The 26,045-nt window shown below is 67.6% G+C and carries 27 protein-coding genes and 1 pseudogene; 17 read left to right on the top strand and 11 right to left on the bottom strand.

The genetic code is table 11. The features are described 5' to 3' along the window. Positions 1-18: 18 nt before the first annotated feature. On the top strand, positions 19-780 hold the full coding sequence (locus ON38_RS06055) for an ESX secretion-associated protein EspG (protein ID WP_039823041.1): 762 nt from the start codon (positions 19-21) through the stop codon (positions 778-780). 46 nt (positions 781-826) lie between these two features. On the opposite strand, the gene ON38_RS06050 is transcribed toward ON38_RS06055, so the two are convergent. Continuing rightward, on the bottom strand, positions 827-1,051 hold the full coding sequence (locus ON38_RS06050; protein ID WP_039823039.1) for a hypothetical protein: 225 nt from the start codon (positions 1,049-1,051) through the stop codon (positions 827-829). Between the two features lie 141 nt (positions 1,052-1,192). Further along, positions 1,193-1,381 carry a hypothetical protein gene (locus ON38_RS06045; RefSeq protein ID WP_083872320.1) on the bottom strand — a complete coding sequence of 63 codons (189 nt, stop codon included), beginning with the start codon at positions 1,379-1,381 and terminating at the stop codon, positions 1,193-1,195. Between the two features lie 283 nt (positions 1,382-1,664). Between ON38_RS06045 and ON38_RS06040 the strand changes: the two genes are divergently transcribed. Together ON38_RS06040 and ON38_RS06035 are read left to right on the top strand one after the other, a co-directional pair. Beyond that, the gene (locus tag ON38_RS06040; RefSeq protein WP_051164420.1) at positions 1,665-2,558 is read left to right on the top strand and encodes a helix-turn-helix domain-containing protein; all 894 of its coding nucleotides are present in this window, start codon (positions 1,665-1,667) and stop codon (positions 2,556-2,558) included. Then, positions 2,555-2,764, top strand: a complete 210-nt coding sequence (locus tag ON38_RS06035; protein WP_039823036.1) for a DUF397 domain-containing protein — start codon at positions 2,555-2,557, stop codon at positions 2,762-2,764. The genes ON38_RS06040 and ON38_RS06035 overlap by 4 nt, the downstream gene beginning before the upstream one ends. 100 nt (positions 2,765-2,864) lie before the next feature. Here the strand turns inward: ON38_RS06035 and ON38_RS06030 are convergent, their stop codons facing one another. Then, positions 2,865-3,482 (bottom strand): hypothetical protein, encoded by a 618-nt coding sequence (locus tag ON38_RS06030; protein WP_039823034.1) that lies wholly within the window; start codon positions 3,480-3,482, stop codon positions 2,865-2,867. A 327-nt stretch (positions 3,483-3,809) separates the two neighbouring features. Here ON38_RS06030 and ON38_RS06025 point away from each other — a divergent pair, with 327 nt between their 5' ends. Beyond that, on the top strand, positions 3,810-4,319 hold the full coding sequence (locus tag ON38_RS06025; protein ID WP_039823032.1) for an anthrone oxygenase family protein: 510 nt from the start codon (positions 3,810-3,812) through the stop codon (positions 4,317-4,319). A 40-nt stretch (positions 4,320-4,359) separates the two neighbouring features. Here the strand turns inward: ON38_RS06025 and ON38_RS06020 are convergent, their stop codons facing one another. Further along, on the bottom strand, positions 4,360-5,010 hold the full coding sequence (locus ON38_RS06020) for a Uma2 family endonuclease (RefSeq protein WP_039823031.1): 651 nt from the start codon (positions 5,008-5,010) through the stop codon (positions 4,360-4,362). A gap of 493 nt (positions 5,011-5,503) precedes the next feature. Between ON38_RS06020 and rox the strand changes: the two genes are divergently transcribed. From rox to ON38_RS06000, 4 genes are all read left to right on the top strand, one after another. Next, positions 5,504-6,931 carry a rifampin monooxygenase gene (gene rox / locus ON38_RS06015; protein ID WP_039823028.1) on the top strand — a complete coding sequence of 476 codons (1,428 nt, stop codon included), beginning with the start codon at positions 5,504-5,506 and terminating at the stop codon, positions 6,929-6,931. 213 nt (positions 6,932-7,144) lie between these two features. After that, positions 7,145-8,176: a VOC family protein gene (locus ON38_RS06010; protein ID WP_245563931.1), complete on the top strand. Its 1,032-nt coding sequence runs from the start codon at positions 7,145-7,147 to the stop codon at positions 8,174-8,176. Then, a complete protein-coding gene (locus ON38_RS06005) occupies positions 8,173-9,420 on the top strand; it encodes a carboxylesterase/lipase family protein (RefSeq protein ID WP_039823027.1) in 1,248 nt (415 codons plus the stop codon). Before ON38_RS06010 ends, ON38_RS06005 begins: the two co-directional genes overlap by 4 nt. Before the next feature lie 138 nt (positions 9,421-9,558). After that, complete coding sequence (locus ON38_RS06000) at positions 9,559-10,800, top strand: cytochrome P450 family protein (RefSeq protein ID WP_051164419.1); 1,242 nt, start codon at positions 9,559-9,561, stop codon at positions 10,798-10,800. A gap of 3 nt (positions 10,801-10,803) precedes the next feature. Here the strand turns inward: ON38_RS06000 and ON38_RS05995 are convergent, their stop codons facing one another. The 3 genes from ON38_RS05995 to ON38_RS05985 are packed head-to-tail and all read right to left on the bottom strand — an operon-like array spanning position 10,804 to position 13,990. After that, positions 10,804-11,466, bottom strand: a complete 663-nt coding sequence (locus ON38_RS05995; protein WP_245563930.1) for a TetR/AcrR family transcriptional regulator — start codon at positions 11,464-11,466, stop codon at positions 10,804-10,806. After that, the gene (locus ON38_RS05990; RefSeq protein WP_039823025.1) at positions 11,463-13,070 is read right to left on the bottom strand and encodes an AMP-binding protein; all 1,608 of its coding nucleotides are present in this window, start codon (positions 13,068-13,070) and stop codon (positions 11,463-11,465) included. The genes ON38_RS05995 and ON38_RS05990 overlap by 4 nt, the downstream gene beginning before the upstream one ends. After that, a complete protein-coding gene (locus tag ON38_RS05985; protein WP_039823024.1) occupies positions 13,067-13,990 on the bottom strand; it encodes a crotonase/enoyl-CoA hydratase family protein in 924 nt (307 codons plus the stop codon). The genes ON38_RS05990 and ON38_RS05985 overlap by 4 nt, the downstream gene beginning before the upstream one ends. A 108-nt stretch (positions 13,991-14,098) precedes the next feature. Here ON38_RS05985 and ON38_RS33960 point away from each other — a divergent pair, with 108 nt between their 5' ends. Together ON38_RS33960 and ON38_RS05975 are read left to right on the top strand one after the other, a co-directional pair. Next, positions 14,099-14,806 (top strand): DUF6924 domain-containing protein, encoded by a 708-nt coding sequence (locus ON38_RS33960; RefSeq protein ID WP_051164418.1) that lies wholly within the window; start codon positions 14,099-14,101, stop codon positions 14,804-14,806. A gap of 197 nt (positions 14,807-15,003) precedes the next feature. Next, positions 15,004-15,873 carry an alpha/beta fold hydrolase gene (locus tag ON38_RS05975; RefSeq protein ID WP_039823023.1) on the top strand — a complete coding sequence of 290 codons (870 nt, stop codon included), beginning with the start codon at positions 15,004-15,006 and terminating at the stop codon, positions 15,871-15,873. Positions 15,874-15,987: 114 nt separating this feature from the next. On the opposite strand, the gene ON38_RS05970 is transcribed toward ON38_RS05975, so the two are convergent. Beyond that, a complete protein-coding gene (locus tag ON38_RS05970; RefSeq protein WP_039823022.1) occupies positions 15,988-17,166 on the bottom strand; it encodes a ferredoxin--NADP reductase in 1,179 nt (392 codons plus the stop codon). A 100-nt stretch (positions 17,167-17,266) separates the two neighbouring features. Between ON38_RS05970 and ON38_RS05965 the strand changes: the two genes are divergently transcribed. Genes ON38_RS05965 through ON38_RS05945 form a run of 5 tightly spaced genes read left to right on the top strand, consistent with a single transcriptional unit; the run spans position 17,267 to position 22,003 of the window. Continuing rightward, positions 17,267-18,670, top strand: coding sequence for a class I adenylate-forming enzyme family protein (locus ON38_RS05965; protein ID WP_039823021.1), 1,404 nt, complete (start codon positions 17,267-17,269; stop codon positions 18,668-18,670). Further along, complete coding sequence (locus tag ON38_RS05960) at positions 18,648-19,553, top strand: acyl-CoA dehydrogenase family protein (RefSeq protein WP_039823020.1); 906 nt, start codon at positions 18,648-18,650, stop codon at positions 19,551-19,553. Before ON38_RS05965 ends, ON38_RS05960 begins: the two co-directional genes overlap by 23 nt. Beyond that, positions 19,540-20,628, top strand: coding sequence for an acyl-CoA dehydrogenase family protein (locus ON38_RS05955; RefSeq protein WP_039823019.1), 1,089 nt, complete (start codon positions 19,540-19,542; stop codon positions 20,626-20,628). Before ON38_RS05960 ends, ON38_RS05955 begins: the two co-directional genes overlap by 14 nt. Before the next feature lies 1 nt (position 20,629). Beyond that, a complete protein-coding gene (locus ON38_RS05950) occupies positions 20,630-21,397 on the top strand; it encodes an enoyl-CoA hydratase/isomerase family protein (protein WP_039823017.1) in 768 nt (255 codons plus the stop codon). Positions 21,398-21,454: 57 nt separating this feature from the next. Then, the gene (locus tag ON38_RS05945; RefSeq protein WP_039823015.1) at positions 21,455-22,003 is read left to right on the top strand and encodes a hypothetical protein; all 549 of its coding nucleotides are present in this window, start codon (positions 21,455-21,457) and stop codon (positions 22,001-22,003) included. A 182-nt stretch (positions 22,004-22,185) separates the two neighbouring features. Here ON38_RS05945 and ON38_RS36785 read toward each other — a convergent pair whose 3' ends face one another. From ON38_RS36785 to ON38_RS05935, 3 genes and pseudogenes are all read right to left on the bottom strand, one after another. Then, the gene (locus ON38_RS36785) at positions 22,186-22,569 is read right to left on the bottom strand and encodes a hypothetical protein (RefSeq protein ID WP_174372392.1); all 384 of its coding nucleotides are present in this window, start codon (positions 22,567-22,569) and stop codon (positions 22,186-22,188) included. 150 nt (positions 22,570-22,719) lie between these two features. Then, positions 22,720-22,824, bottom strand: a pseudogene (locus ON38_RS37395) (short-chain dehydrogenase); the annotation flags it as partial. Positions 22,825-22,984: 160 nt separating this feature from the next. Then, positions 22,985-23,749: an SDR family NAD(P)-dependent oxidoreductase gene (locus ON38_RS05935; protein WP_039823012.1), complete on the bottom strand. Its 765-nt coding sequence runs from the start codon at positions 23,747-23,749 to the stop codon at positions 22,985-22,987. Positions 23,750-23,849: 100 nt separating this feature from the next. Between ON38_RS05935 and ON38_RS05930 the strand changes: the two genes are divergently transcribed. After that, positions 23,850-24,998, top strand: a complete 1,149-nt coding sequence (locus ON38_RS05930; RefSeq protein ID WP_039823010.1) for a thiolase family protein — start codon at positions 23,850-23,852, stop codon at positions 24,996-24,998. Beyond that, positions 24,995-25,912, top strand: a complete 918-nt coding sequence (gene meaB, locus ON38_RS05925) for a methylmalonyl Co-A mutase-associated GTPase MeaB (RefSeq protein ID WP_051164417.1) — start codon at positions 24,995-24,997, stop codon at positions 25,910-25,912. The genes ON38_RS05930 and meaB overlap by 4 nt, the downstream gene beginning before the upstream one ends. The last annotated feature ends 133 nt before the right edge of the window (positions 25,913-26,045 follow it).

The raw sequence follows: 26,045 nt of genomic DNA, 5'->3' as shown, positions 1-26,045 counted from the left end.
GAGGAAACGCCACCGACAATGAGCACCTGGATCTGGGAGCCGGACGATTTCGCCGCGCTCTGGTACCGCGACGGGATCGACCGGTTCCCACGTCCGTTGCATTATCTGAGCCGCTACAAGACCCGTAACCCGTTCGAGGCGCATGCGGCGGCTGTCCGCGCGCGGTACGACCGGGACGAGCGCGAACTGATCCGGCGGGCCCTGCACACCGTGTCCGACGGTGACCTGCGGATCGAGATCCTGGGTGCCTCGACCGCGACCACCAAGGGCCGGATTCGCGAGTACCGGGTGGTCGGCGCGCGCACCACGCATTACGGGGTAGCGCTGGCGCAGTCGGTGATCGACGGTGTCGACGGCTCGATTCATGCCCAGCTGTTCGCTGCCGAACAATTGCCGAAGCGCCTCGCCGGTCTGGTGCCGTCGCGTGATCCTGGTCGGGAAGCGGCGGCGACATTCCATGTCGACGATCTAGCACCCGGTCATGAGGGACGGCAATCCTTCCGGCGCGGTCCCGGCGAACAGTATCGGCGTCTCGCACAGCGGCCCGCGGACGGCGGGGGTATCGCGGGATTGCGGGTCGGATCGATTCTGGATCGCCCCGAACCCTGGTACCGAGCCCAGTGGTACGACCTCACCGGCGACGGCCGCTACCTGGAGAAACGGACGCGCGAACACGTCACGGTGCGGCCGGCCGGCGCCGCCGATCTCGCGGCCGGGTTCGCCGACTGGATCGATCGCGCGCTGCGCCGGCTGCGCGAGGACGAACCGGATACTTGGTAGCGCCCTCTGCGCGGGTAGATATCTCCGCGGCAGCGCCGAGCCGCCGTTATCCATCGAGGTAACACGCGATATCGACGAGAGTGGGCGCCTCGTACAGTGGTTCACCATCCGCGGCGTCCAGCAGCGTCCATCCGCCCGCGGTGCCCGGTTCGCGGGCGAGCCGGTAACCGAGGCTCTCGGCGCGCGCCGCGACCACATCGAACGAGGCGAGGTGATGGTCGCGCTCCGGCGATTCGTTCAGCGTTCTTTCCCGGTGCCCTGCGCCGGCCACCGGCGCAGGGCGTTCGACACGCGCACAAGGATGGTGATGTCGGTCGGCGGTTGCCAATTTCTCCCTTTCTGTATGGAATGTGCGCCGGCAATACGGCGTGGCAATTGTTCTTTCACGGCGTATTTCCTTTGTTCGGCCGGGTCAGTAGCCCGAGAATTCCTGATCACCGGGGATCATTCTGCGTGCCTCGATCAAGCGCGCCCGGGCTTGTCTTTTGATCGGGCAGGCCACCGCCGGGCACTCGATATGGGTCTGCATCACCTGGTGGGCGTGCTGGACGGTCATTACCGGTACGGGCCGGTGGTCGGTCACCGGTACTCCGAACTGCATGGTCACCTCGCGACGTAGGGGATGGTCTGGTCGGCCGGCGAACACGGACTGATGCCTCCGGTTTCGCCGAGCCGGTGCGGGCAATATGGGAAATTCCGCCACGGATGTTTCCATGTCCCTGTCCGCGTATTCAGTGAATCATCCACTTCCCCGATTGTGAATCGGTACGTAAGATTCAGTCGCACAATGGAATTGCTCCGGGTGGATAGGTAATTCCAAACAGTTCGACTGTTCCATTCGAGTTGGAATAACCGCGAGTAACGCTAACGAAGGGGAGAGACCTGTGTCGATCGAATCGAACGCCACGAACCCACCGACCCTGCCGCGCCGGGTACTGGGCCGCCGCCTGCGTGAACTGCGCGAGGTGGCGGGGATGAGCCGCGCGAACGCGGCCCGCCGGTGTGAGATGGGTGCGCAAACGCTGTGGCGCTTGGAAACCGGGCGCAACAGCGAGACGAAGAAGATGGTGGTCAACGCGCTGTGCGATACGTACGAGGCGAGTGCCGAGGACCGCCGCGAACTGCTGTGGCTGGTCGATGAGTCCCGCAAGGACGGGTGGTGGCAGTCGTACGCCGATGCGATGGTGCCGGAGGTCGAAATGTATTTCGGTCTCGAAGAAGCGGCGTGCGAGGCCTTTACGTGGCAGACGGCGACTTTGCCGGGGCTGCTTCAGACTGCAGGATACCGCCGTGCGCTGTGGGAACTTGCGAAGTCACTCGGCAAGCCGGTTGATCTCGACCGTGAGATCATGCTGCTGCAACGACGGCAAGAGCGGCTGCATGATACGTCCGGTTTCACCCTGTGCGTCGCGCTGAGCGAGTTCGTACTTCGGCACCCCACGGGTGGTCTCGAGACTATGGCGGACCAGTTGGACCATCTGGTCGAGATGTGCGCAATGCCGAACGTTTCGCTGCGCGTCGTACCTATTCTTTGCCCGGACCATCTCGGGCTGACGGCCAAGGACTTCATATACCTGGAGTTTCCTGACCATCTGAATCCGGTGCTGACCGAACCACCTGTGGTCTACGTCGAAGGCTTCAGCGGCGCGTTGTACCTGGACAAGCAGAGTGAGATCGCCCAGTATCAGGCAGCTCGTAGTTCCATTCTGCAAGTAGCATTGGACGAGCGAGACACACAGCGCCTCATCGAGGCGACGGCGAGGGAGTATCGGGCATGAGCTTTGACCTATCCAACGCAGCCTGGTTCAAGAGCAGCCGTAGTGCCAGCGGCAAGGAGTGTGTCGAGGTCGCCCACTTGCAGCTGGGGATGGTAGGTGTACGGGATTCCAAGAACCCCACCGGCCCGGCCCTGGTTTTCGGTCCGGGGGAATGGGATACCTTCACCGCTGGTCTGCGCGCGGGTGGCCTCGGTCCGGCTGACTGAGCACTCCGGGTGCCCCGGACGTATCGGCCGCACTCACGCCGCTCGGCTGGAGCGCGGCCGGTTCTGTATCGCGTCGACCGGCCCACCCGGAGGCGTGGCTTCAATTCGAGGCGAGCACGGCGCCGAGTCCGGCGGCCAGCGCCTCCGCGATGGCGTGAGCTCCCGGCTCCACATCCGAACGTCCCGCTCGGGGCCCGCCGATACCTTCCCGGTCGGACATGTTCGAGCCGAGAACGGCCGCGCTGACCAAAACATTGCTCTTCTGGAAGACCTTCACCGTAGTATCGTCCGGAGTACCCCAGGCTTCGAAGCATTCATCACCGAGACCATCTGTCACACTGCCCTCTGTATCGCCGAGGGCCCGATCGAAATGCCGCTTCGTGGCCTCGACCGCGTCATCACCCAGCTTCAATGAGAACGACAGGGTGATAGTGCGGTGCAGCGGCGCCCCGGCCGACCATGGCTCGATCCTCCAATACTCGGCGGTGCACACTGTGACAGGCATTTCCGCCCTGGACAGTCCCGCGCTCTCATCCTCGAACTCGACCGCGTCGCTGAACAGTGCGCCCGTGTAGGCGCGGATCGCACCCATCGCCGGCTCGGCCACCTGAGCGCAGGAGCCGGCCGGCCCACCGAACATCGGCTCCGCTCCCACCTGCCCGGCCTCCTCGACCCCGCATCGCGTCACCGCCACGAGAACCAACAGCGCATTCACCATGGATGATCGGATTCCACGGAAACGACTGTGCATCCGCCGCCAATAAATCTTTTCTCGACCCCTCCCGTTTCAAACCGTCGTCCTGATCGTTGTACTCGCGGTGGTGAACCAGGCACCTTGCAAGCGGAGCTCGTCGGCAAAATTGCAGGATGCTCGGTTGTGTCGCGAGCTGTTCGGCCGCAGGAACACCCCCTCGCCGGCGAATGTGGAACCCCACATTTCCAGCGCTGGTGGGTGGGTGCGGCCGTCGGTACGGTTGCCGTGTTCCGGGTCGCGCATGCGCACCTCGAATACGGCATCGGAATCCTTCGAACGAGGTGAGACGGCATGGACGGACTACGGACCGTCGTATTGATCGCGGCCACCGTGGCCACCGGCCTGATGGCGGGAGTGTTCGGCATCTATGCAGTAGCGATCATGCCCGGCCTCCGCACGACCGACGACCGCACCTTCATCGGCGCGTACCAGGCGATCGATCGCGCGATCATCAATCCGCTGTTCCTGGCCACCTTCCTGGGCGCCCTGATCCTGTCGATCGCGGCAGCGCTGCTGAACCTCGGTGGCGACAGGCGCTCGGTGCTGTTCTGGGCGGCGGCCGCGGCAGTGCTCTACCTGGTGGCGGTGGTGATCACCTTCGCCGTACATCTGCCGCTCAACGACGCGCTGAAGGCCGCGGGCGCGCCCGCCGACCTGGCCGATCCGGCAGCGGTACGGGAGGCGTTCGCCGAGGCGCGGTGGGTGGCCTGGAACATCGTGCGCGCAGTGACGAGCACGGCGGCGTTTGTCTGCCTGGGCTGGGCGCTGGTGTTGTGGGGGAGAGCCCAGGCCGTGAGCTGATTCTCCTGTCCGCCGACGAATACTCCCGGCGCCCCGATACTCAGAACGCCAGGGCGGCCCACGGGATATCGATCGGGAATGGATACCCGAACCGCACCCCTGCGGGATCGGTGTGCAGCCATTCGCCCACGAGGCGATAGTCGGATCGGTGCAGGGGACGGACGCCCTCGGGCAATGTGGCCACCCCGGTTTCCAGGCCATAGGCTCGGATCGTCGCAATAGCGCTGATATCCGGACGCAAAGTCACCTCCCAATACCAGAAGATGCCCGCGGCGGCGTATCGACTCTTCTTGGCCTCGATATCGGACTGTGTATTGGACGGCGACAGAACCTCACCGACGAGTACCGTATCGGCGGCGCGCACATCCTGATACGCCGGAATACATCGATGCACGAGAAAGTCCGGGGTGAGAAAGTCCGATTTTCCGCTGGTCCCGAGAAACACATTGGTTTCGGACTCGACCTCCCAGCAGCGTTCGGGTTGCGTGGACATGCAGTCACGCGCGCAGCGCTCGATCTCGTTGACCAGGCGTCGAGTGAACTTCTGGTGTTCGCGCGGCCCACGCTGCACCCACACCACCCGCCCGTCCCAGAGCTCGATCTGGTCCGCCAATTCTTCGGGCAAACGCTCGAGTTCCTCCCAGGTCATGTACTCGGGGAGGTCGGGCTTCTCGATCCGGGGCGAGGACATGTTCGAATTGTATGGCGTGCGCAGCCGGACTGCTGTCCTGCTCGCGGCCGCCGTGGCGGCCGAGGTGTGCACCGTGACGAGCGCAGCGGCGTCCGTATGCGTGGATTGCGCGTCGGTTTCAGGTGGCTTCGTGGCGCGAAACCGGCACCGAGACGCGACGCACGCGGACCCGGCATCGCTACGCATACCGGAGCAGTATCGGATCATCAGTAACCAGGGTGCTGTCCGCAAATGCCCGCCATTTGCGCAGTACGTGCCAAGTCTCCGCTTCGCCGAGACCGGACAGCGGGTCATCGGGAAGTCCGCTGAGCGGCTGAACAAATTTTCTCGCCCCCTCAACATATATCGCACAGGGGGACTTGCGGCAAGACCCGGGGTATGGCGCAGAATAACCGGCCGAAGGCCAAGACCTGCGGAAATGCGCAGGCTGGGCGGTGTATGGACCGTGCCAACGTCTGACGGAACTCCGAACTCTCAGTGGATGGGGTGGCTTGTGTTCGATGTGATCATTGCCGGCGGTGGCCCGACCGGTTCGATGCTGGCCGGAGAGCTGCGCTTGCACGGTGTCCGTGTGCTCGTACTGGAAAAGGAGGTGCGGCCGCCCTCGTTCGTCCGTTCGCTGGGCCTGCATGTGCGCAGTATCGAGGTGATGGATCAGCGTGGTCTGCTGGAGCGGTTTCTCGCGCGTGGCCGCAAGCACCCGCTCGGGGGATTCTTCGCTGGTATCGCCAAGCCCGCACCGGAAGGTCTGGACAGTGCGCATGCCTACGTGCTCGGTATTCCGCAGACCGTCACCGAGCCCCTGCTGGCCGAGTACGCCGCCGAACTCGGGGCGGAGATCCGGCGGGGCAGCGAGGTGGCCGGGCTGAGTCAGGACGAGCACGGAGTGGACGTCGTACTGGCCGACGGTACGCGATTGCGCGCGCGGTACCTCGTGGGTTGCGATGGTGGCCGCAGTACGGTGCGTAAATTGCTCGGTGTCGATTTCCCGGGCGACCCGTCCCACAACGACACGCTGGTGGGCGAAATGGAGGTGACCGAGGACCCGGCCACGATCACCACCATCGTCGCCGAGATTCGTAAGACGCAGCTGCGTTTCGGTTTGGGTCCGCTCGGCGACGGGGTGTATCGCGTCGTCGTTCCCGCGGCCGAGGTGGTCGAGGACCGTTCGGTCACCCCGACACTGGAGGAGTTCGCGCGGCAACTGCGGGTGTTCGCCGGCACCGACTTCGGTGTGCATTCGCCGCGGTGGCTGTCCCGTTTCGGCGATGCCACCCGGTTGGCCGAGCGGTATCGTGTCGGGCGGGTGCTGCTGGCCGGCGACGCGGCGCATATCCATCCGCCGATGGGCGGGCAGGGTCTCAATCTCGGCATCCAGGACGCGTTCAACCTCGGCTGGAAACTGGCCGCCGAGATCAACGGCTGGGCGCCGGCGGGATTGCTGGACAGCTATGAGAGCGAACGGCGGCCCGTGGCCGCCGACGTGCTCGACAACACCCGCGCCCAGGCGGAGTTGATGTCCACCGAACCCGGCCCGCAGGCGGTGCGCCGGCTGTTGGCGGAATTGATGGACTTCGAAGAGGTGAACCGCTATCTGATCGAAAAGATCGTCGCGATCGGTATCCGCTACGACTTCGGCGAGGGGCATGAGCTGCTCGGCCGGCGTCTGCGTGATGTGCGATTGGGGCGCGGCCGCCTCTACGAGTTGATGCACGCGGGTCGCGGCCTGCTCCTCGACCGGACCGGACGGCTCTCGGTCGCCGGGTGGGCGGACCGGATCGACCACGTCGTCGATATCAGCGCGGAACTCGACGTACCCGCTGTGCTGCTCCGCCCCGACGGCCATGTGGCATGGGTCGGCGACGAGCAACAGGATCTGCTCGAACATCTGCCGCGCTGGTTCGGCGCGGTCGGCAGGTGAGGGGACGAGCGCTCACCCCTCTCGGCAAGTTCCTGCTGAGCGAGGTAGGTCGTGTTGTGCACAGGTCGGCAGAGCGGGCGAGTGAAGGTGTCGGCGGCGAGGTCGATCGGACCGCCGGGTCATCTGAACATGACCACGGTAGGAGGTCTGATGGGTGGGGCGCCGAGGTCCCGGCTCCGCAGCGGCCATCCGACGACTGCACAGAGGAAAACCGTGACCGCCGACCCAGCCGGACCCGAACTGCTCGACGGGCTTCCGGCTCGCGGGGCGTCCGAATCCGCCACCCCGGAGCCCTCCGGTGTCGGATTGCGGCGTAAATGCGCGGATGACGCGGCCGTGGACCCACAGCGCACGACGATTGTCGCCATGGGACACGACATCAACGGTTTTCACCACGTCGGGATCGTCAATCGCGACCTGGACACCATGGAGGCGACGTACCGGGCGTTCGGGTTCACGCTGAGCCCGCGGTCGCGGCATATGTTGTCCGAGCGGCCGGGGGCGCCGCTGACGGCGGGTTGCACGGCGAACATGTGCGCGCTGTTCGGTGATTCGTATATCGAACTGCTCGGCATCGTGGACGATTCCGCCCCCGACCCGTGGCATACCAAGCAGATGGTGGAGCAGCACGAGGGGCTGCGGATTCTCAGCTTCGAGACCGCGGACGCGGAGGGCACCGACGCGCGACTTAGTGCGGCCGGGCTGCGTACCTCCGGGGTGCTGGATCTCGAGCGCCCGGTCGACACCGAGCATGGCCCGGCGGTATTGCGGGCCCGCTCGGTCCATCTGGACCCGCGGTCGACGGCCGAGGGTTATATCGGGGTCGCCCAGCACCTCACCCGTGAATACGTCCTGCAGCCGCGTTATCTGACCCACCCCAATGGCGCCCTCGGGCTGAGCGCCTTGCTGATCGTCGCCGCCGATGTCGAACTCGACGCCGTGGTAGGGCGTTATCGGCACGTGCTCGGGGTCGTGCCGGAGACCGCCGGACCGGCGACGGTGCTGACCTGTGGCACCGCGCGGGTCGAGATCGTGCCCGCGTCGGCCGCGTCGGAGGTGCTCCCCGGTGAGATCGTGCCGGCACCGTCGTATCTGGCGGCGCTGACCGTTGTGGTCGGCGATATCGGCCGGGCCCGGAAATTCGTCGAGGATGCGGGCGCCGAGACACGGACCGCCGGCAGCGGATTCTTCGTTTCCGGCCGGGATGCATGCGGTAGCGGCCTGTTCTTCAGCGCGACACGATGATCGTCGACACCACCGGCGGCAAGGTCCGAGGGACCGGGTCCGGCCCGGTCACCGCATTCCGCGGAATCCCCTATGCCCGCGCCGCCCGATTCGCGCCACCGGCGGCGGTATCTCCTCGGGCCGGAGTCTTCGATGCCGTGCGACCCGGCCCGGCGGCGCCTCAGCTGCCCTCGCGACTGGCCGCGGTGATGGGTGATGTCGAGGTCGCGCAGGCCGAGGACTGCCTGACACTAAATGTGTGGACGCCGCCGGGCGGGGGCTCCCGGGCCGTGCTCGTCTTCCTGCACGGTGGCGGATTCGTCAGTGGTTCCGGCGGATTGCCCTGGTACGACGGCGCCGAATTGGCGGCCCGCGAGAACATTGTGGTGGTGACCGTCAACTACCGACTGGGTGCCCTGGGATTCCTGTACCTGCCGGGGGTGAGCCCCGGTAATCTCGGACTGCTCGATCAGCTGGCCGCGCTGCGTTGGGTCCACGACAATATCGAGGGCTTCGGCGGGGATCCCGGCGCGATAACGGTCGCCGGTCAGTCCGCGGGGGCGCTGTCGATCCTCACCTTGCTCGCGGGCGACCGCGCGCACGGTCTGTTCCGCCGAGCCGTATTGCAGAGCACCCCGGCGGGAATGAACCCGCTGACAATCGACGAGGCCGAGCGCGTCGGTGCGCTGGTACTGGAGGAACTCGCCATCGCACCGCGCGATGCCGGTCGGCTCGCCGAGGTACCCGTGGCCGCGCTGCTCGCCGCGCAGTCCGCGATCATGCGACGGACTGCCGATCCTGCCGAACCCGTTCCACCGTTCCGCTTGATCGCCGACGACGCTCTGGTTTCCGCCGATCCGATCACCGTGGTCGGAATGAACGGCGGGGAGGTCGAACTGATGGTCGGCACCACGCGCGACGAGGCGGCCGCATTCGCTCCCGGCGATCCGGCGCTGGTGCGGGCGGTGACCGAGCGGCTGTTCGCGGGGCCGGCACGCCGACTCGCGCTGCTGCTCGCCGGGCGAAACGCGCCGTGGCTCTATCGATTCGACTGGTCGCCTCCCGGCAGTCCGTTCGGCGCATGCCATTGCCTCGAGCTCCCTTTCGTTTTCGGCAACTCCGCCGCCTGGCGGCAGGCGCCGATGCTGGGTGGGCGACACCCGGCCCGCCTTACCGAGCAGGTCATGAGCGCGTGGGCCGGTTTCGCGCGGGAAGGCACCCCGGGCTGGGCGCGTGGAACCACTCATCGGCTCGATGTGAATTAGCCTCACATAGGGCAGGCAGGCGCCGGCAGCCGGCGTGCTGTGCCCCACGGGGTCAACGTATCCATTGATCGCGGGTCACCGAGTCCAACTGCGTCTGTTCGCCGATACCGCGCCGATCTTGTGCCTAGGATTCGTCCGGTGACGAATTCCGACCAGCTTTCACCCCCGGCTCCGCACAGCTCACCGACCGGTATCGACGGCCCACGGATCCCGCTGTATGTACCGGAGTTCGCGGTGGATCCGCACACTACTTATCGCGCGATGCGGGAAAAGTACGGGTCCCTGGTTCCGGTGGAGGTGGCGCCGGGGGTGCCCGCGACGCTGGTGATCGGCTATTACACGGCACTGCGTATCTTCGGTGATCCGGACCATTTCCCGGCCGATCCGCGGATGTGGCAGCGCGATATTCCCGCGGATTGCCCGGTACTGCCGCTCATGCAGTGGCGGCCGAACGCGCGGCGCAACGACGGCCGCGAACACGCACGTTACCGGCAGGCCATCGTCGCGGGGCTCGCCGAGGTCGACCCGTTCGGCCTCCACGCGACCGTGGAGCGGATAGCTGTTCCGCTGATCAACTCCTTCTGTGGCGACGGATCCGCGGATCTGATCCGGCAGTACGCGTTTCCGCTCACCTTCGCGGTGTTGAACGCGATGCTGGGCTGTCCCACCGAGATCGCGCAGCGGGCCGCGGCCGGTATGGCGGCGATGTTCGAGGGCGTCGGCGCGGAGGAGGGAGCCCAGGTGCTGATGAAATCGCTGGCGGATCTGGTCGAACTCAAACGCGCCGAACCCGGCGATGATGTGACGACACGGATGATGCGGCATTCGAGCGCATTGACCGAGCCCGAGATCATGAACCAGGTGGGCACGCTCTACGGGGCCGGTATCGAACCGCTGCAGAATCTGATCATCAACGCGCTGCGGCTGATACTCACCGACGAGCAGTTCGGGGGCCGGGCGCTCGACGGAAGCCTGTCCACCCGGGACGCTCTGGACGAGGTGCTGTTCAACGATCCGCCGATGGCGAATTTCTGTTTCACGTTCCCGAAACAGCCGATCCTCATCGACGGGGTCTGGTTGCCGGCCCATCAGCCGGTCGTCATCAGTATGGCCGCCTGTAACACCGATCCGGTGATCGGGTCGAACCAGCATGCGGGCAACCGCGCGCATCTGGCCTTCGGCGGTGGGCCGCACGTCTGCCCGGCGAGTTCGCTGGCCTATCTGATCGCGCAGGACGCCATCGATCAGTTGCTCGACGGCCTACCCGAGATCCGGCTGGGGGTGCCGGCCGGCGAGCTGACCTGGCGTACGGGTGCGTTCCATCGCGCATTGACCGCGCTACCCGTGGTCTTTCCGCCCTCACCCCCGCTGACGGTATAGCCGTCAGCTCCCGCGCAGCCGGTCCACGCTGTGCAGCCAGTCGTCGATGATCCGGTCGGCCATGGTCGGGTCGGCGCGCATGAGGCGGGTCAGTTCGAGGCCGCGCACGAGGGCCATGAGCGTTTCGAAGGCCGTACGTGCCGCCTCGGGATCGGCGATGCCCGCATGCTGCCGGAACATCGCTCGGAGTGCGGACCCCAGCCGTTTCTCCGCCGGTAGCAGCGCCGCGCGCAGTTGCGTATCGGTGCGGGATGCGGCCCAGAGCTCGAGGGCGGCTTGGAAGGGCGGTCCGGTCATCGCCGACCGGATCGCCCGCACCAGCTGTGCCAGGGCCTCGGGGCCGTCGCCGAGATCGGCGACGACTTCACCGAAGTGCCGCAGGCGTATGTCGGCGATGTGGTGGATCGCGGCGACCAGGAGTTCCGATTTGGAGGGAAAATGATGGAGCAGCGCGCCCCGCGATACGCCGGCCGCCTCCTGGATTCGTTGAGTGGTCGTCCCGGCGTAGCCGTGTTCCACCAGACATCGCATCGTGGCGTCGAGCAGCGCCTCATGGGTTCTCGCATGCTGCTCCCTGCGGGTCGCGATTCCCGCGCGCGCCGGGGGTACCGAAGCCGGCCGCGCCGAACCGCCCCCGCGCGCGACGCGTGCCGGTTTCCGGTTCACAATGCTTCCAGCCGGCCGTCGGCGATCAGGTCGCGCAGCCGGAATTTCTGGAGTTTGCCCATGGCGTTCACCGGGAAGCTCTCGGTGACGTACCAGGATTTGGGCGTCTTGTGCGGAGCGAGCCGTTCCCGCAAGTAGTCGTGCAGCTCCGCGGGGGTGGGGGAAGGCTGCGCCGGATCCGGCCGGACCACGGCGGCCACATTCTCGCCCCAGATCTCGTCGGGCAGACCGAGTACCGCCGCGTCGGCGATCGCGGGGTGCGCGGTCAAGGCCTGTTCGATCTCACGGGGGTAGATGTTCTCCCCGCCGCGGATGATCATATCCTTGAGCCGCCCGGTGACCCGGATGTATCCGCGGGCGTCCATCGTCCCGAGATCGCCGGTGTGCACCCGGCCCTCCTCGTCGACCGTCCGCGCGGTCTCGGCGGGCATATCCAGGTATTCGATCATCTGCTGGTATCCGCGGGCGCAGATCTCGCCCTCGACCCCGATGGGCTGCACCGCACCGGTGCCGGGATCCAGGATGCAGACCTCCACTCCGGGAAGGGGCCGGCCCGCCGTGAACCGGTTGTCCTCGCGGGTGTCGGCCGGACTCGTCTGGCAGACGACCGGCCCGAGTTCGGTCTGTCCGTAGACCGCGCTGGTCGCGGCGCCGCAGACCTTCGCCCAGGCGTCGACGAGGGTCGGCGGGACGGCATCGCCCCCGGACATGACGACCCGTAGCGCACCGAGATCGAAATCGGCCAGCCCGGGATGCGCGAGCAGGGCGTGCAGCATCGCGGGTACCCCACCGTAGATCTCGGCGCGATGATCCTGGATCGCCGTCAGCATGGTTGTGGGATCGAAGATCTCGGCGAGCACGAGCGTGGCCCGCTGGTACAGCGAACCCAGGGCGGCCAGACCACAGCCCGCGGTATGGAACAGCGGCAGCGCGGTGGCGAATGTGGCCCCCGGAGACCCGCCGCAGCGGTCGCGGACGAACGCCGCGTTGGTCACCATGGATCGGTGCGCGAGTACCGCCGGCTTCGCGCGACCGGTGGTGCCGGAGGTGAATTGGATCTGGGTGGCCGACCGCGGATCGACAACCGGCAGTTGCGCTCGCTTCTCGGTGCGGCGTACCTGGTCGAGCCACCCCTCGAAGGCGATGGATTCGCGCACTGCGGGTACCGCGGGCAGCACGGCACGGATCAGCGCGGCCATATCGGTGCCGCGGAAGCTTTCGGTGTAGAAGACACCGGCGGTATGCGACCTGGCGAGTGCGTATTCGAGTTCGGGTCCGCGCAGCGCGGGATTGGTCGTGACGAGTACCAGACCACCGAGTGCGGCGCCGTACTGGAGTACGAGCCATTCGGGGACATTCGGTGCCCATACCGCGATGTGTTCACCCGGCCGGAAACGGTCGAGCAACCAGGCTGCCGCACGTTCGGCATCGTCGCGCAACTGCGCGTAGGTCCAGGTGCGGGCGTCGCGCTCGGGCGCGACCGAGACGAGCGCGAGCCGTTCCGGTGCCTCGGCGGCCGCCTGCTGGAGCAGTTCGCCCACGGTGAGCTCGAGTACGGGGCTGCTGGTGTCGATCGGCCATACGGATCGGGTGAGCGCGGTCATCGGCCGCGTTCCGCCGTGGCGGCGGCCTTCTCGTCGAGTTCGCGTTTCATACGGGCGATTTCGTCGTCGGAGGGGATCTCGCCGCCGCCGTCGGGGATGAAACGACCGGTATCACGCCACCGGACCGCGGCGTCGAAACCGTGTTGCTGGGCGAAGTCGACGAACCAGCGGCCCTCGGGGGAGTGGCGGGTGATGCCGTCGAAGAGGACGGCGAGGTTCTGGGTGGTTTGCAGGCCCATGTTGTCGTATGCCTGGTTGATCATCATCTTCTGCATGACCAGCTGGTTGGTCGGGACACCGGCCATCCGGTCGACGAGGTCTTCCACCGCGGTGTCGAGTTCGGCCGCCGGTACCGCGTCGATGACCAGCCCCCACTCCCGGGCCCGGACCCCGTCGATGGTGTCACCGGTGAGCAGCATGCGTTTGGCTCGCTCGGCACCGAGGCGATACACCCACATCGCGGTCGTGGGGCAGCCCCACACCCGGGCCGGCATATACCCGATCCGCGCATCCTCGGCCATCACGACCAGGTCGCAGGACAGGGCGATATCGCTACCGCCCGCCACCGCGTAACCGTGCACCTTGGCGACGGTCGGCTTGGCCGAGCGCCAGAGCGAGAAGAAGTGGTCGGTGTTGGCTTTCATCATCCGGAAGTCCTTGATCGGATCCCAGACCGCACCCTGATGTTCTTCGCCGCCTTCGGCGTAGAGCTTCAGATCGTAGCCCGCGCAGAAGGCGCGCCCGGCGCCCTGGATCACGATGACCCGCACGGAATCGTCGTCATTCGCCGCCGCGACGGCCTCGCCGATCTCGCGGGCCATCTCGCCGGTGATCGCGTTCAGCCGGTCCGGGCGATTCAGGGTGAGGTAGGCGCGATGGTCGCGGACTGCGTAGTCGACCGTATTACCGGCGAAGGTCATCTCGGCGTTCCAATCTCGGCGGCGGCGGTGCCGAGAACGCTTTCACAGTCTGATTGGACTGTCAATAAGCGGACGCCGGGTGTCGGCCCGGTGCTCTACCATCGCCGGATGTCGTTCACCCTGCGCCAGTGGCATACCGATACCGGCGAACCCGAGCCGGAACCCTCGACGGGGCTCACCCCGGTAGCACACCGAGAGGCATACGGTCCCTGGACATTCGAGATCCGCAGTGACCTCCCACTGTCCCCGATCGACTGCGAGCGGATCATCGCCTCTGTCGTCTCGCCGGACGGTGCCGGACAGCGAGACGAGGACATCGCGGCCGATGCGGCCGCGCGGGCCGGCGCGGAACTCACCGAAGCGCTCGGTACGGGGCGCAGACTGGACGACCACCTCGAAGACGACGGGTCGCTGTTCATCCGGACCGGCTTCGGTGACGACGATGCGTGGCGGGTCGTGGCAGCATTGGCGATGGCCCCCGGCGCGGGCGAGGACGCGGAATTCGTCGCCACACTGACCTGCATCGATAATCCGGAGAACGACGGCTTGTCGATCGACGCCCTGCTCGAGAAGATCGGCGATCGGCCGACCTATTACGTCTTCCTCGCCGACACCGTCACCCTCACCGACCCCGAACATCCGATCCTCGCCGTCGACACCGGCCCGGCGGAGACCGGACACGTTCGCGGCCGGACGGTCCGAATCCTCCCGTCGCAGATGTGGGGTATCGAGAACAATCTGTCCATCGCGAATATGGACTTCGCGGACTTCGCCGACGCCGCAGACCCGGACGGTGTGTTCCGCGGCTTCGCCTGAGTGCCTGCAGTGGTCGCAATCGAAGGTGCCGCCGACGCAACTCGCTGCGGCGGAACCCGGTGTGTGGCCGGTGGCCTCGCCTCGTCGGCCCTCCCGGCGTCCGTGGTGAGCTCAGGTGGCGGGAACAGACAGTCCGGGATCTCGGCCGACCGGTCCGGGGGCGATGAGTTATCGGCCCGGAAACCGTCGTCACCGGTATGTCGACGCATACTCTCGAAACCGCCGGTGCCGATATCGTCTACGACGTACACGGCCCGCTGCCCACCGCCGGGGGACGGCCGCCGCTGTTCATGATCGGCCAGCCCATGGAGGCTGCCGGATTCCGGGCGCTCGCCGTGCACTTTCCCGACCGCACCGTCGTCACCTATGACCCGCGGGGCATCGGCCGCAGCGTCCGCAAGGACGGCCGCGTCGACCACGTGCCGGAGGTCCAGGCGGAGGACGTGCATGCCATGGTCGAGGCCCTGGGTGCCGGTCCCGTCGAGATGTTCGCGAGCAGCGGCGGTGCGGTGACCGCGCTCGCGCTCGTGGCGGCCCACCCCGGCGACGTGGTCACCCTGGTAGCGCACGAGCCGCCGCTGATCCCGGTGCTGCCCGATGCCGCGGCCGCCGAACGGGCCCGCGCGGCCGTGCGTGACGCATACGAAGCGAAGGGTTTCGGTGCCGGGATGGCGGCCTTCGTCGCGATGACCTCATGGCAGGGCGAGTTCACCGACGAGTATTTCGCGCAACCGGTCGCCGACCCGGCTCTGTTCGGGATGCCGACCGAGGACGACGGTTCCCGTGACGATCCGCTGCTGTCGGACCGCTCCTGGGCGGTCAGCGGCTATCGGGTCGACCCCGCGGCAGTGGTCTCCGCGCCGACCCGCGTCGTCATCGCGATGGGAGTGGAGACCGGGGATACGTTCACCGGCCGTACCGCGAAGGCCGCCGCCGAACTGTTCGGTCGGCGCGTGGCCGTGTTCCCGAGTCATCACGGCGGCTTCCTCGATGGAGAGTTCGGGTATGCGGGGGAGCCCGAGAATTTCGCGCGCAGGCTGCGCGAGGTTCTCGACGATCAGGAGTGAGCGCACCGGGCCGTGGTCCGATCGTTCTCGGGGTGCCGTCGAGCCGGAAGGAAGCCGGTGCCGGGAGGTTCCGGCGACACTGCGGGTTCCGTGCCCGGCGGTACGCGCCGGGGTTCATTCGTAGCGGACGGTCACCGACGGGGTATCGGGGACGGCCTGGCACGTGAGGATGTAACCCTCGTCGAGGTCGTCGTCGGTGAGGGCGTCGTTCACCCGCATGGTCGCCTTGCCCTCGGTGAGTCTGGCCATGCAGGTGGCGCAGTTACCGGATTCGCAGGAGAACGGCGGAGTGAGCCCGGCTCGGCGGGCGCTCTCCAGCAGGGTTTCGCCCTCGCGGCGTGGGACGGATTTCTTCTTGCGGTTGAGGAAGATCGTCACCGTGCCCTCCTCGGCGGCGGATACCACGGGGGCGGACCCCGACGCGCCGGTGCTCGCCGCCTGTGCCACGGGTCCGCTCCCGGCCGCCGGAGTGGCGGGCGCACTCGACGTGGCCGCGGTGGCGCCGACCGGAGCCGGAGGGTTCGGGGTGCCGGCCGCGGTCGGATTCGTGGCGAAGGCAGTGGGCGCCGCAGGTGGGTTCGAGGCGGCGGCCGCGGGTTTGGCCGGAGCGCCGCCGAACCGTTCGGAGAAGATTCGGCCCGGGCCCGGTAGTGCGTTCTCGACGAGTTCCATGAAAGGTTCCGGGCCGCAGATGTAGGCGTCGCCCGCGGTGTGGGGACCGACGAATTCGAGGACCTTCGCGGCATCGACGTAACCGTGTTCGTCGTCGCGGTGCCGGAGGACCGTCAGCCGGCCGGGGTAGCGGGCGACCAGTTCGTCGAGCGCGGCTTCGAAGATGGCCGAGGGCCGGTCGCGGTCGGCGCACAGCAGCCGGACGGGCCGATCGGTGGTGGCCAGGGTGGTCTTGGCCAGCGAGATGATCGGGGTGATACCGCTGCCGCCGGAGAAGCCGAGGACGGGGACATCGCCCTCGCGCAGGCAGAAACGGCCGGTGGGCACCGTCAGTTCGACTTCGTCGCCTTCGCTGAGGTTGTCGTGCATCCAGTTCGACACCAGGCCGCCGGGGACGCGTTTGACGGTGGTCATGAACTCGGTGTCGGTGTGCGGGCAGCTGGACATGGAGTACGAGCGGAACAGCGGTTTGCCGTCGACGACGACCTTGAACGTGCAGAACTGACCGGCCTGATAGGAGAAGGGACCGTCGTGCGGTTCCAGCACGAAGGTGCGGGTGTCCGGTGTCTCCTTCACGATCCGGGTCACCTTCGCGCGCCGGAACAACGGTGGTCTCGCCATGGTCGCCTCCTTCTGGTATTAAGATTCTATCCAAGCGAGAATATTATTCTCAAATTCGGATAGGAACAGTCATGAAGTGTTACCGGAGCGGGGGACGCAGATGACGGGTCCCACAGTGCTCGCCTTCGAGGAACGCGAGTACACCCGTGCCCAACTGGATTCGGCGGCCGACGACCTGGCCGAAGCACTCGCGCAACAGGGAGTGCGCGCCGGGCAGCGCGTGGCGCTCATGTCCTCCAACCGTCCGGAATTCGTGACCGCGGTGCTGGCCGTCTGGCGGGTGGGCGCGGCGGTGGTCCTGCTGAGTCCGGCGTGGAAACGCGCCGAGGTCGCTCACGCCCTCGAGATCACCGGCGCGCAGCACGCGCTCGGCGACCACCCGGTGCTGGCCGAGCTCACGGACATGATCTCCCTGGACGATCCGGTCCCGGCGGCCGCCCGCACCTTCGCCCGCCCCGATCCCGGGAGCGACGCGGTGCTGGTGTTCAGTTCCGGGACCACCGGTATGCCGAAAGCCGTCCGCCACACCCACGCGTCGTTCGCGGCCGCGGTGCGGCATTGGCGTGATGCGCTGCGCCTCGGCTCGGGCGACCGGATCCAGGTGGCCACGCCACCGTCGCATATCCTCGGCATCCTCAATATCGTCACCGCGCTGGACTGCGGTGCCTGGGTGCGGTTGCACCGCCGATTCGACCTGGACCGGGTGCTACGGCATATCGAATCGGACAAGATCACCATCGAGATGGCGGTCGCGCCGATCGCGCTGGCGATGGCCCGGCATCCCGCGCTCGAATCCTACGATCTGTCCTCGCTGCGCTACATCATGTGGGGCGCGACCCCGGTGACGGCGAGCGTCGCCGAAACCGTCACCCGGCGCACCGGCGTCACCTGGCTGCCCGCCTATGGGGCGAGCGAGCTTCCGGTGATCGCCTGTAATCCGATCGAATCGCCGCGCCTCGATTCCGTCGGCAAGGCCGTCCCGGGGGTCAGCGTGCGGGTGGTGTCGCTGGCGGACGGGCGGCCCGTCGCACCGGGGGAGGACGGCGAGATCCAGTTGCGCGCCGAATCGGTGATGGCGGGTTATTTGCCTGATTCGGCCACGGCGGGGGCGTTCGACGACGGCTGGTATCGCACCGGTGATGTCGGGAATCTGGATACGGACGGCTGGCTGCGGCTCACCGACCGCTCCAAGGAAATGATCAAGGTCCGCGGATTCCAGGTGGCCCCGGCCGAGATCGAGACCGTCCTGCACGGGCACGACGCGGTCGCCGACTGCGCGGTGTTCGGCGTGCCCGACGGCGCGAACGGTGAGGCCATCGTGGCCGCCGTCGCGCTCGCGGCCCCGGTGACGGCCGAGGAACTGATGACGACCGTGCAGGAGCGGCTGGCCGGGTACAAGCGGTTGCGGCAGGTGCTCTTCGTGGACGAGATCCCGCGCCTGCCGTCCGGCAAGGTGCTGCGGCGAGTGCTGAAGGAGCGGTATGGACGTCCGGCTGACGAATGAACAGCGGCAACTGCGGGACGCGGCCGCGAAACTGGCCGACGAACTCGGCCCGGGTTCGGTGCTGGATCTGGCCGATACCCGCCGCCGCACCCGGTTGGCGGACGCGGTCGCGGGCGCCGGTTTCCGGGAACTGCGTTCCGACGGCGCCTCCGGGGTGGAGGTGGCGCTCGTGGCCGAGGAGTTCGCGCGCGGACTGGTGGATGTCCCCTTCCTGGGACCGGTTCTCGCCGATGATCTGCAGGGCCGGCTCGACGGCGACACCGCGCGGTGGACGGTCGCGCACACGGGCGTCGCGATCGACGCCTCCGGATGTGACCGGGTGCTGAAGCTGAAGGGCCACGGTGTCTTCGCCGGGCCGGTCGGCGACGAGGTAGCCGGTGCGGATCTCACCCGGGCCGCGGGTGCGGCCGCGGGCCCCTGGGAACCCAGGGGCGATATCTCGGCCGGGCACCGGGATCGCTGGCTGGCCCTGGCGCTCACCACCACCTGCGCCGATCTGGTCGGTGCCGCGCGCGGCGCCCAGCGACTCGCGGTGGAGTACGCGAAAGTTCGGACCCAGTACGGGAACACCATCGGCTCCTATCAGGCCGTCGGGCACCTGCTGGCGGAGAGCGAGGCCCTGATCGAGGGGTCGACAAGTGTGCTGTGGCACGCCGCCTGGGCGGTCGACGAGCTCGAGCCCGAGCAGGCCCTGCGGGCGGCGCGGATCGCCAAGATCTATGCCGCCCGCGCCGCGCGGACCGTCTGCGAAACCGCGATCCAGGTGCACGGCGGTATCGGCAACACCTGGGAATGCCTGGCCCACGTGTATCTGCGGCGGGCGCTGGTGTCCACCGAACTGTTCCCCGTACGTCTGGAGGAGGCCGGCCTTGGACTTTCGTGATTCCCCGGAGGAGGCGGCGTTCCGGGAACGCCTGCGCGACTGGCTCGCCGGAGTGGCGGGCACCTATCCGACCTCTGGCGACGAGTACTGGGCCCGGCAGGGTGAATGGCATTCCGAGCTGTACCGGGCCGGCTTCTTCGGGCTGTCCTGGCCCAAGGAGTACGGCGGCCAGGAACTGCCACCGGTCTACGACGTGATCCTGGACGAGGAACTGGCGATCGCCGGCGCGCCGCCGCGGCCGAGCCTCGGGTATCTCATCCAGGGGCTGGGCCACCATGCGAGCCCGGAACTGTGCCGTCGTTTCCTGCCCGGCATGATCGACGGAAGCCAGCGCTGGTGCCAGGGTTTCAGCGAACCGGGCGCCGGATCGGATCTGGCCTCCCTCACCACCACGGCCACCCGCGACGGTGACGACTACGTCATCCACGGGCACAAGATCTGGACCAGCTATTCCGATGTGGCCGACTGGTGCCTGCTGCTGGCCCGCACCGACCCCGCCGCGCCCCGGCACAAGGGGATCTCGGCATTCGTGGTGTCGATGAAACAACCGGGGGTCCGGCAGCGGCCGCTGGAGATGATGAGCGGGGTGACCACCGAATTCGGGCAGGTGCTCTTCGACGGCGCCCGGGTCCCGGCGGATCAGATGGTCGGGGCGCCCGGCGAAGGCTGGAAACTGGCCATGACCGTGGTCGGGCACGAACGCGAACCGTCCACCCTCGGATATGCCGCCCGCTACGGAAAGCTGGTGCGCCAGCTGGCGGCGCGCACCGACGGCCCGCCGCCCGATGAACTCGCCTGGGCCGCGGTCCAGGCGGAGATGTTGCGTTTGCACGTGCGGCGACGGCTGTCCGAACAACTGGACGGGGTGACCCACGGACCGCAGGGGTCGCTCGACAAATTGCTCATGACCTGGGTCGACCAATCGGTCGGTCATGCCGCGCTGGCCGTGGCGGGCACGGCCGACCAGGAGATGTTCGGCGCCTACCTCTACAGCCGCGCGCAGAGCGTGATGGGCGGGACATCACAGATCCAGAAGAACATCATCGCCGCGCGCATCCTCGGACTGGGAGCCTGAAATGTACGACATGCCACCGGAAATCGACGTTCGCGCCGACGGCCCGCTGCGAATCATCACCCTCAACCGCCCGGACGCGCTCAATGCCGTGGACGACGCGCTGCACACCGGGCTGGCCCGGTTGTGGCCGCGCCTGGCCGAGGACTACGACGCCCGGGCGGCGGTACTCACCGGTGCCGGTAAGGCATTCTCGGCGGGCGGTGATTTCGCCTACCTCGAGGAGTTGGGCCGCGATACGGTGCTGCGGGAGAAGACCATCGCGCACGGCCGGGATATCGTGCTCGGGATGGCGCGCTGCCGGGTTCCGGTGGTCGCCGCGGTCAACGGTCCCGCCGTCGGTCTCGGCTGCAGCCTGGTCTCACTGAGCGATATCGTCTACCTCGCCGAAACCGCCTATCTCGCCGACCCACATGTCCAGGTCGGGCTGGTGGCCGCCGACGGCGGTCCGCTGACCTGGCCCCTGCACACCAGTCTGCTGCTGGCCAAGGAGTACGCGCTCACCGGCGCGCGTATCCCGGCGGAACGCGCGCGGGAGATGGGCCTGGCCAACCATGTGGTGTCCGACCCGCTGGCCGAGGCGCTGGCCTGCGCGAAACGGATCGCGGAAATGCCCCGGCAGGCGGTGGAGGCGACCAAGCGGGTCTTGAACATCCAGCTCGAGAAATCGGTGGCGGCCACTCTGGACTACGCCACCACCGCGGAGTACCAGTCGTTCCAGACCGACGATTTCCAGGCGACGGTCGCCCGGCTCAACTCCGGGAAGAAGTAGCTTCCGCGGGACGAATACCGCAGTGGCCGTGTCGGTTCCGGTCTCTATGCTGAGCGGATGGACGCACCAGCCTGCGAGCACCACCCGTGGCCGGAATTCCGCCCGGTCACCGAATCGACCTGGGAAGGGGTTCTCGCGGAGAACTGGGCGACCGGTGCTCCGGAACTGACGTGGAGCGTCTACTTCGACGGCTACCCGGACGGGAGATCCGGAGTGGAATTCCACATCGAGTCGATCCCGTTCACCGTGTCGTCGTGGCGTGGACTCGAAGGCGCCCGGGCCGAATGCGAGGAGTTCGGCGAGCCGATCGAGGCCTACCTCTTCGACGGCGAACACAGCAATTTCGATTATGTGCGGATTCGGGTGCTGCATCAGGCCGGAACGACGGTGCGATTCGAGATCCACCTGGGCTGGTGTGAGGTGGACCGGGTCAAAGTGAACGACGAGGACGATTGGGCGGATATCGACCGGCTGCGGGTGGTGGTGGATGCCGAGTTCAAGGGCGTGACCGTCCAGGCGCCGGAGCACCGATTGGCCGATTTCATCGATACCACCGGTCTGGTGTTCGACGCTTCCCACGACGTCTATCGGCCGTCCGGCGAGTGATTCCGCCACCGATTTCGCGAACCGCCCGGTGGTCATGAGCAGCGGGCGGCTCATCGCCGTCCGTCTCCGAATACCCGCGCTGTCAGACGTTCTCCCAGGCGACGGAGGTCGACCGTGGAAACGCTCGGGCCGGCGTTCGCCGTCATGACCCGGTGCGCCTACCGCTGTCCCGCACGGGCTGATCAGTCGCCGCCGCCACCACTGTCGCCGCCCCCGCAGCCGCTGTATCCGCCGGAGCCTCCGCCGTAGCTCCCGCCCCGGTCGTGACTGTCCCAGGGGTACTTCGAGCCCGGGTGTTCGGCTTCCCAGGCCCGCTTGTCCGCCGCGCGCCGACGCTGTCGCTCCTCCCGCTGCTTCCTTTGTTCGGCCTTCTTGCGCTTTTCCCGCGCTTCGTCCCAGGCCATGCCCAGCAGCGCTATGAGAAGGAGCCCGCCGAGCCAGGCCACAACGATCAGGAAACCTCCCAGCGCGCCCCACCACCCGCGCTCACCCAGATCTTCGGTCAGCGTGAGGACGGGAGACACGGTCGCGAGCACATAGAGAAACATGACTGAATAGGTCAGCATCAGCACCCCCGCCGCTTCCCGGCTGTATGTTCACCACCCTAGCCGGTGAAATACGGTGCTGCGAAGCCTATTTCCTCCTGTGGTCGGGAATGGAGTGCCGCTACCCTGCACCCGAACTCCGGTCCCGGGCCGGAAAAGCCGCGGAGGCCGGCCTTCGGTGAGGACAACCCGGGACGGGCTCGAGCAGTTCACCGCGATATTATCCGGCCGCAGGTCGGCGGCCGGGCCGAGATAGAGGCGTTCGACGGCGACCTTTCCTGGCAGGGAAACCCGCCGCCGAGGCGGTGGGTATCGCTGCCGGTGCGCGCGGCCGGTCCGGAGTCCGCGTCGCGGCCGTCCGTCGCCGGGAATCGCGCAGCGGAGGACGCCGACAGTCCCGGTCCGGACGCCGCACCGCCCGGTTCGGCCGGCTCGTTCACTTCGGGGGGAACCGCAGGCCGCCGTCGAGGCGGATGACCTCGCCGTTGAGATAGTCGTTCTCCACGATCGACTGCACCAGCTGCCCGTACTCCGGCGAGCGGCCCATCCGTTTCGGGAACGGGATCTGCGGCGACCAGTACTGTTCGAGCTGGTCCGCGGCTTTGCCGTAGGCGGGGGTATTGAACGTGCCCGGGGCGATGGTCACCACCCGGATACCGAGCGGGGACAGATCTCGGGCCGCGACCAGGGTCATTCCGATCACACCGCCCTTGGCCGCGGAGTAGGGCAGCTGACCGATCTGTCCCTCGTATCCGGCGACCGAGGCGGTGTTGACGATGACACCGCGCGAACCTTCTTCGGTGGGTTCGGATCGGGCGATCGCGGCGGCGGACAGGCGCATCACGTTGAACACCGCGATCAAATAGAACTCGATGGTGGTGCGGAATCCGTCGAGCGGGAGGGGGCTGCCGTCCTTGCCGACCAGGCGCCCGCCGCTGGCGGGTCCGCCGTGGGTGTCGACCGAGATACGCAGCGGCCCCAGGGATTGCGCCTCTTCGACGGCGGCCTGTACCGATTCCTCGCTGGTGGCGTCGGTGTGCACATAGCGGATACCGAGCTCTTCGGACAGTTCCTTGCCCTTGTCGTCGGCGACGTCGGCCACCACGACCTTGGCGCCGGCCGCGTGCAACCGCCGGACCGTGGCCTCGCCCAGTCCGCCCGTGCCGCCGACGACAATCGCCGAACTTCCCTCGATCTGCATGACGCTACCCTCTCTTGCGATTATCGCTCTCGGATTGAGAGAATACTATTCTCATGTATATCGGCAAGATCGTCGACGTGGGGGAAACTGGAGAGAGCTGATGCCTGAAGCCGTGATCGTATCCGCGCTGCGTACCCCGATCGGGACCGCCGTCAAGGGCACGCTGCGTGAAACCACCGCCTTCGACCTGGCCCATCACGTGGTCGAGGCGACGACCGAACAGCTGGAGACCGACGCGCCCATCGACGATCTCGTGCTGGGCGAGGGGCGCTACGGCGGCGGGGTGATCGCCCGGCACGCGGCGATCACCGCCGGTCTCACCGGGGTGCCGGGCCTGGCGCACAACCGCCACTGCGCGGCGGGTATGGCGGCGGTGCAGACGGCAGCGGCCGGTATCCGCGCCGGAATGGATCGGCTGGTGCTGGCCGGCGGAGTCAATGCCGATTCCACCGCGCCCAGGGCGCGGTTCCGGGTGGGGCCCGACGAGTGGGCCGATCCGTGGACCTCACCGTCGCATCCGGACCGGCCGGATGCGCCGAACCTGGACATGTCGATCACCGTGGGCTGGAACACCGCGGTGAAATCCGGTATCTCCCGGGAGGATCTGGACGCCTGGGCGCTGCGTTCGCACCGCAACGCGATCGCGGCCATCGACGAGGGACGTTTCGACGCCGAGGTGGTCCCGATCGATACGCCGTTCGGGCAGTTCGCGGTCGACGAACATCCGCGGCGGACGACCACCTTGGAAAAGCTCGCCTCGCTGAAGGTGCTGCATCCCGAGATCGAAGGGTTCTCGATCACCGCGGGTAACGCGGCGGGCGCCAACGACGGGGCCGCACTGCTCACCGTAGCCAGTGATGAACTGGGGTTGCCGGCGCTGGCCACCATCCGTTCCTGGGCGTCGGTGGGTGTCGACCCCGCCGATACCGGTCTGGCACCGATCGAAGCGATCACCGCAGCCGCGCGCAAAGCCGGTATCGCACTGGGGCAGGTGAAACTGTTCGAGATCAACGAGGCGTTCGCCTCGGTGCCGATCGCGGCCGTGCGGGCCCTGGACCTGGACCCGGACCTGGTCAATGTCAACGGCAGTGGCTGCTCGCTCGGGCATCCGGTGGCGGCGACCGGGGCGCGCATGATCGTGACCACGGTCCACGAATTGCGCCGCCGCGGTGGCGGTCTGGCGATCGTGGCCATGTGCGCGGGTGGGGGAATGGGTTCGGCGACGGTGCTCGAGGTCGCCGCGCCGTGAGCGATGACGGGACCGCCGGGGGCAGGTCCCCGGCGGAACTGATCGCCGCCGCGCGCGCCGGTTCGGTGCGCGCGGCGGGGCGTCTGCTCACCCTGATCGAGGGGGGCCGGCGCGATGAGGTGCTGCGGTTGCTGGAACCGGCCGCCGGCCGGGTCGTCGGGTTCACCGGCCCGCCCGGGGCCGGTAAGTCGACCACCATCGCGGCGGTCGTGAGCGCCTATCGCGCACGGGGCCGCCGGGTCGCCGTACTGGCCGTCGACCCGTCCTCACCGTACAGCGGCGGCGCGCTGCTGGGCGACCGTATCCGCATGGCCGCTCATATCGACGACCCGCAGGTGCTGATCCGGTCCATGGCCACCCGCGGGCACCTGGGCGGCCTGTCGGCGGCAGTACCCGCGGCGATCCGGCTGCTGGCCGCGCTGTCCTACGATCTGATCGTCATCGAATCGGTGGGCGTCGGGCAGTCCGAGATCGAGATCGCCGCCGTGGCCGATCCCACCGTCGTGGTCCTCACCCCGGGCGCCGGGGACGCGGTGCAGGCCGCGAAGGCGGGGCTGCTCGAGGTCGCCGACCTATTGGTCGTGAACAAGGCCGATCGTGACGGCGCCGAGCGGACGGTTCGCGAACTGCGCGCGGAAACCGATGTCCCGATTCTCACGGCCGTCGCGGCGAACGGAACCGGTATTCCCGAACTGGTCGACGCCGTCGACGCCCACCATCGCACCGATACCACGCAGCGCCGTGCCGCCCGGGCGCGGGTCCAGATCCTCTCCCTCGCCTACAGCCGATTGCGCGTCCATCCGGGACTCGGTGCCCTCGCCGACGCGGTGGGGGCGGGCGAATGCGACCCCTATACCGCCGTCGATCAGCTGATGCGGCCGGTCCGTGACGGGTACCGGCCTGCCACCGAGTGATCTGTGCGAAAAGCAGGCCACGCCCCACCCTCGTGCGTGCCCGCGCTTATCCGGTGAACCGATGGTCGGCGCACTCCGGATTCCCGCGCGGGGACAGAGCTTGTCGTAGTGCTCCGGCACCATAGGTCTGTGT

Source organism: Nocardia testacea NBRC 100365 (assembly GCF_000308775.1).
GTDB classification, from domain to species: Bacteria; Actinomycetota; Actinomycetes; order Mycobacteriales; family Mycobacteriaceae; genus Nocardia; species Nocardia testacea.
Note: the sequence above shows the minus strand (reverse complement) of the source record. Positions and strands in the feature narration are given on the sequence as shown.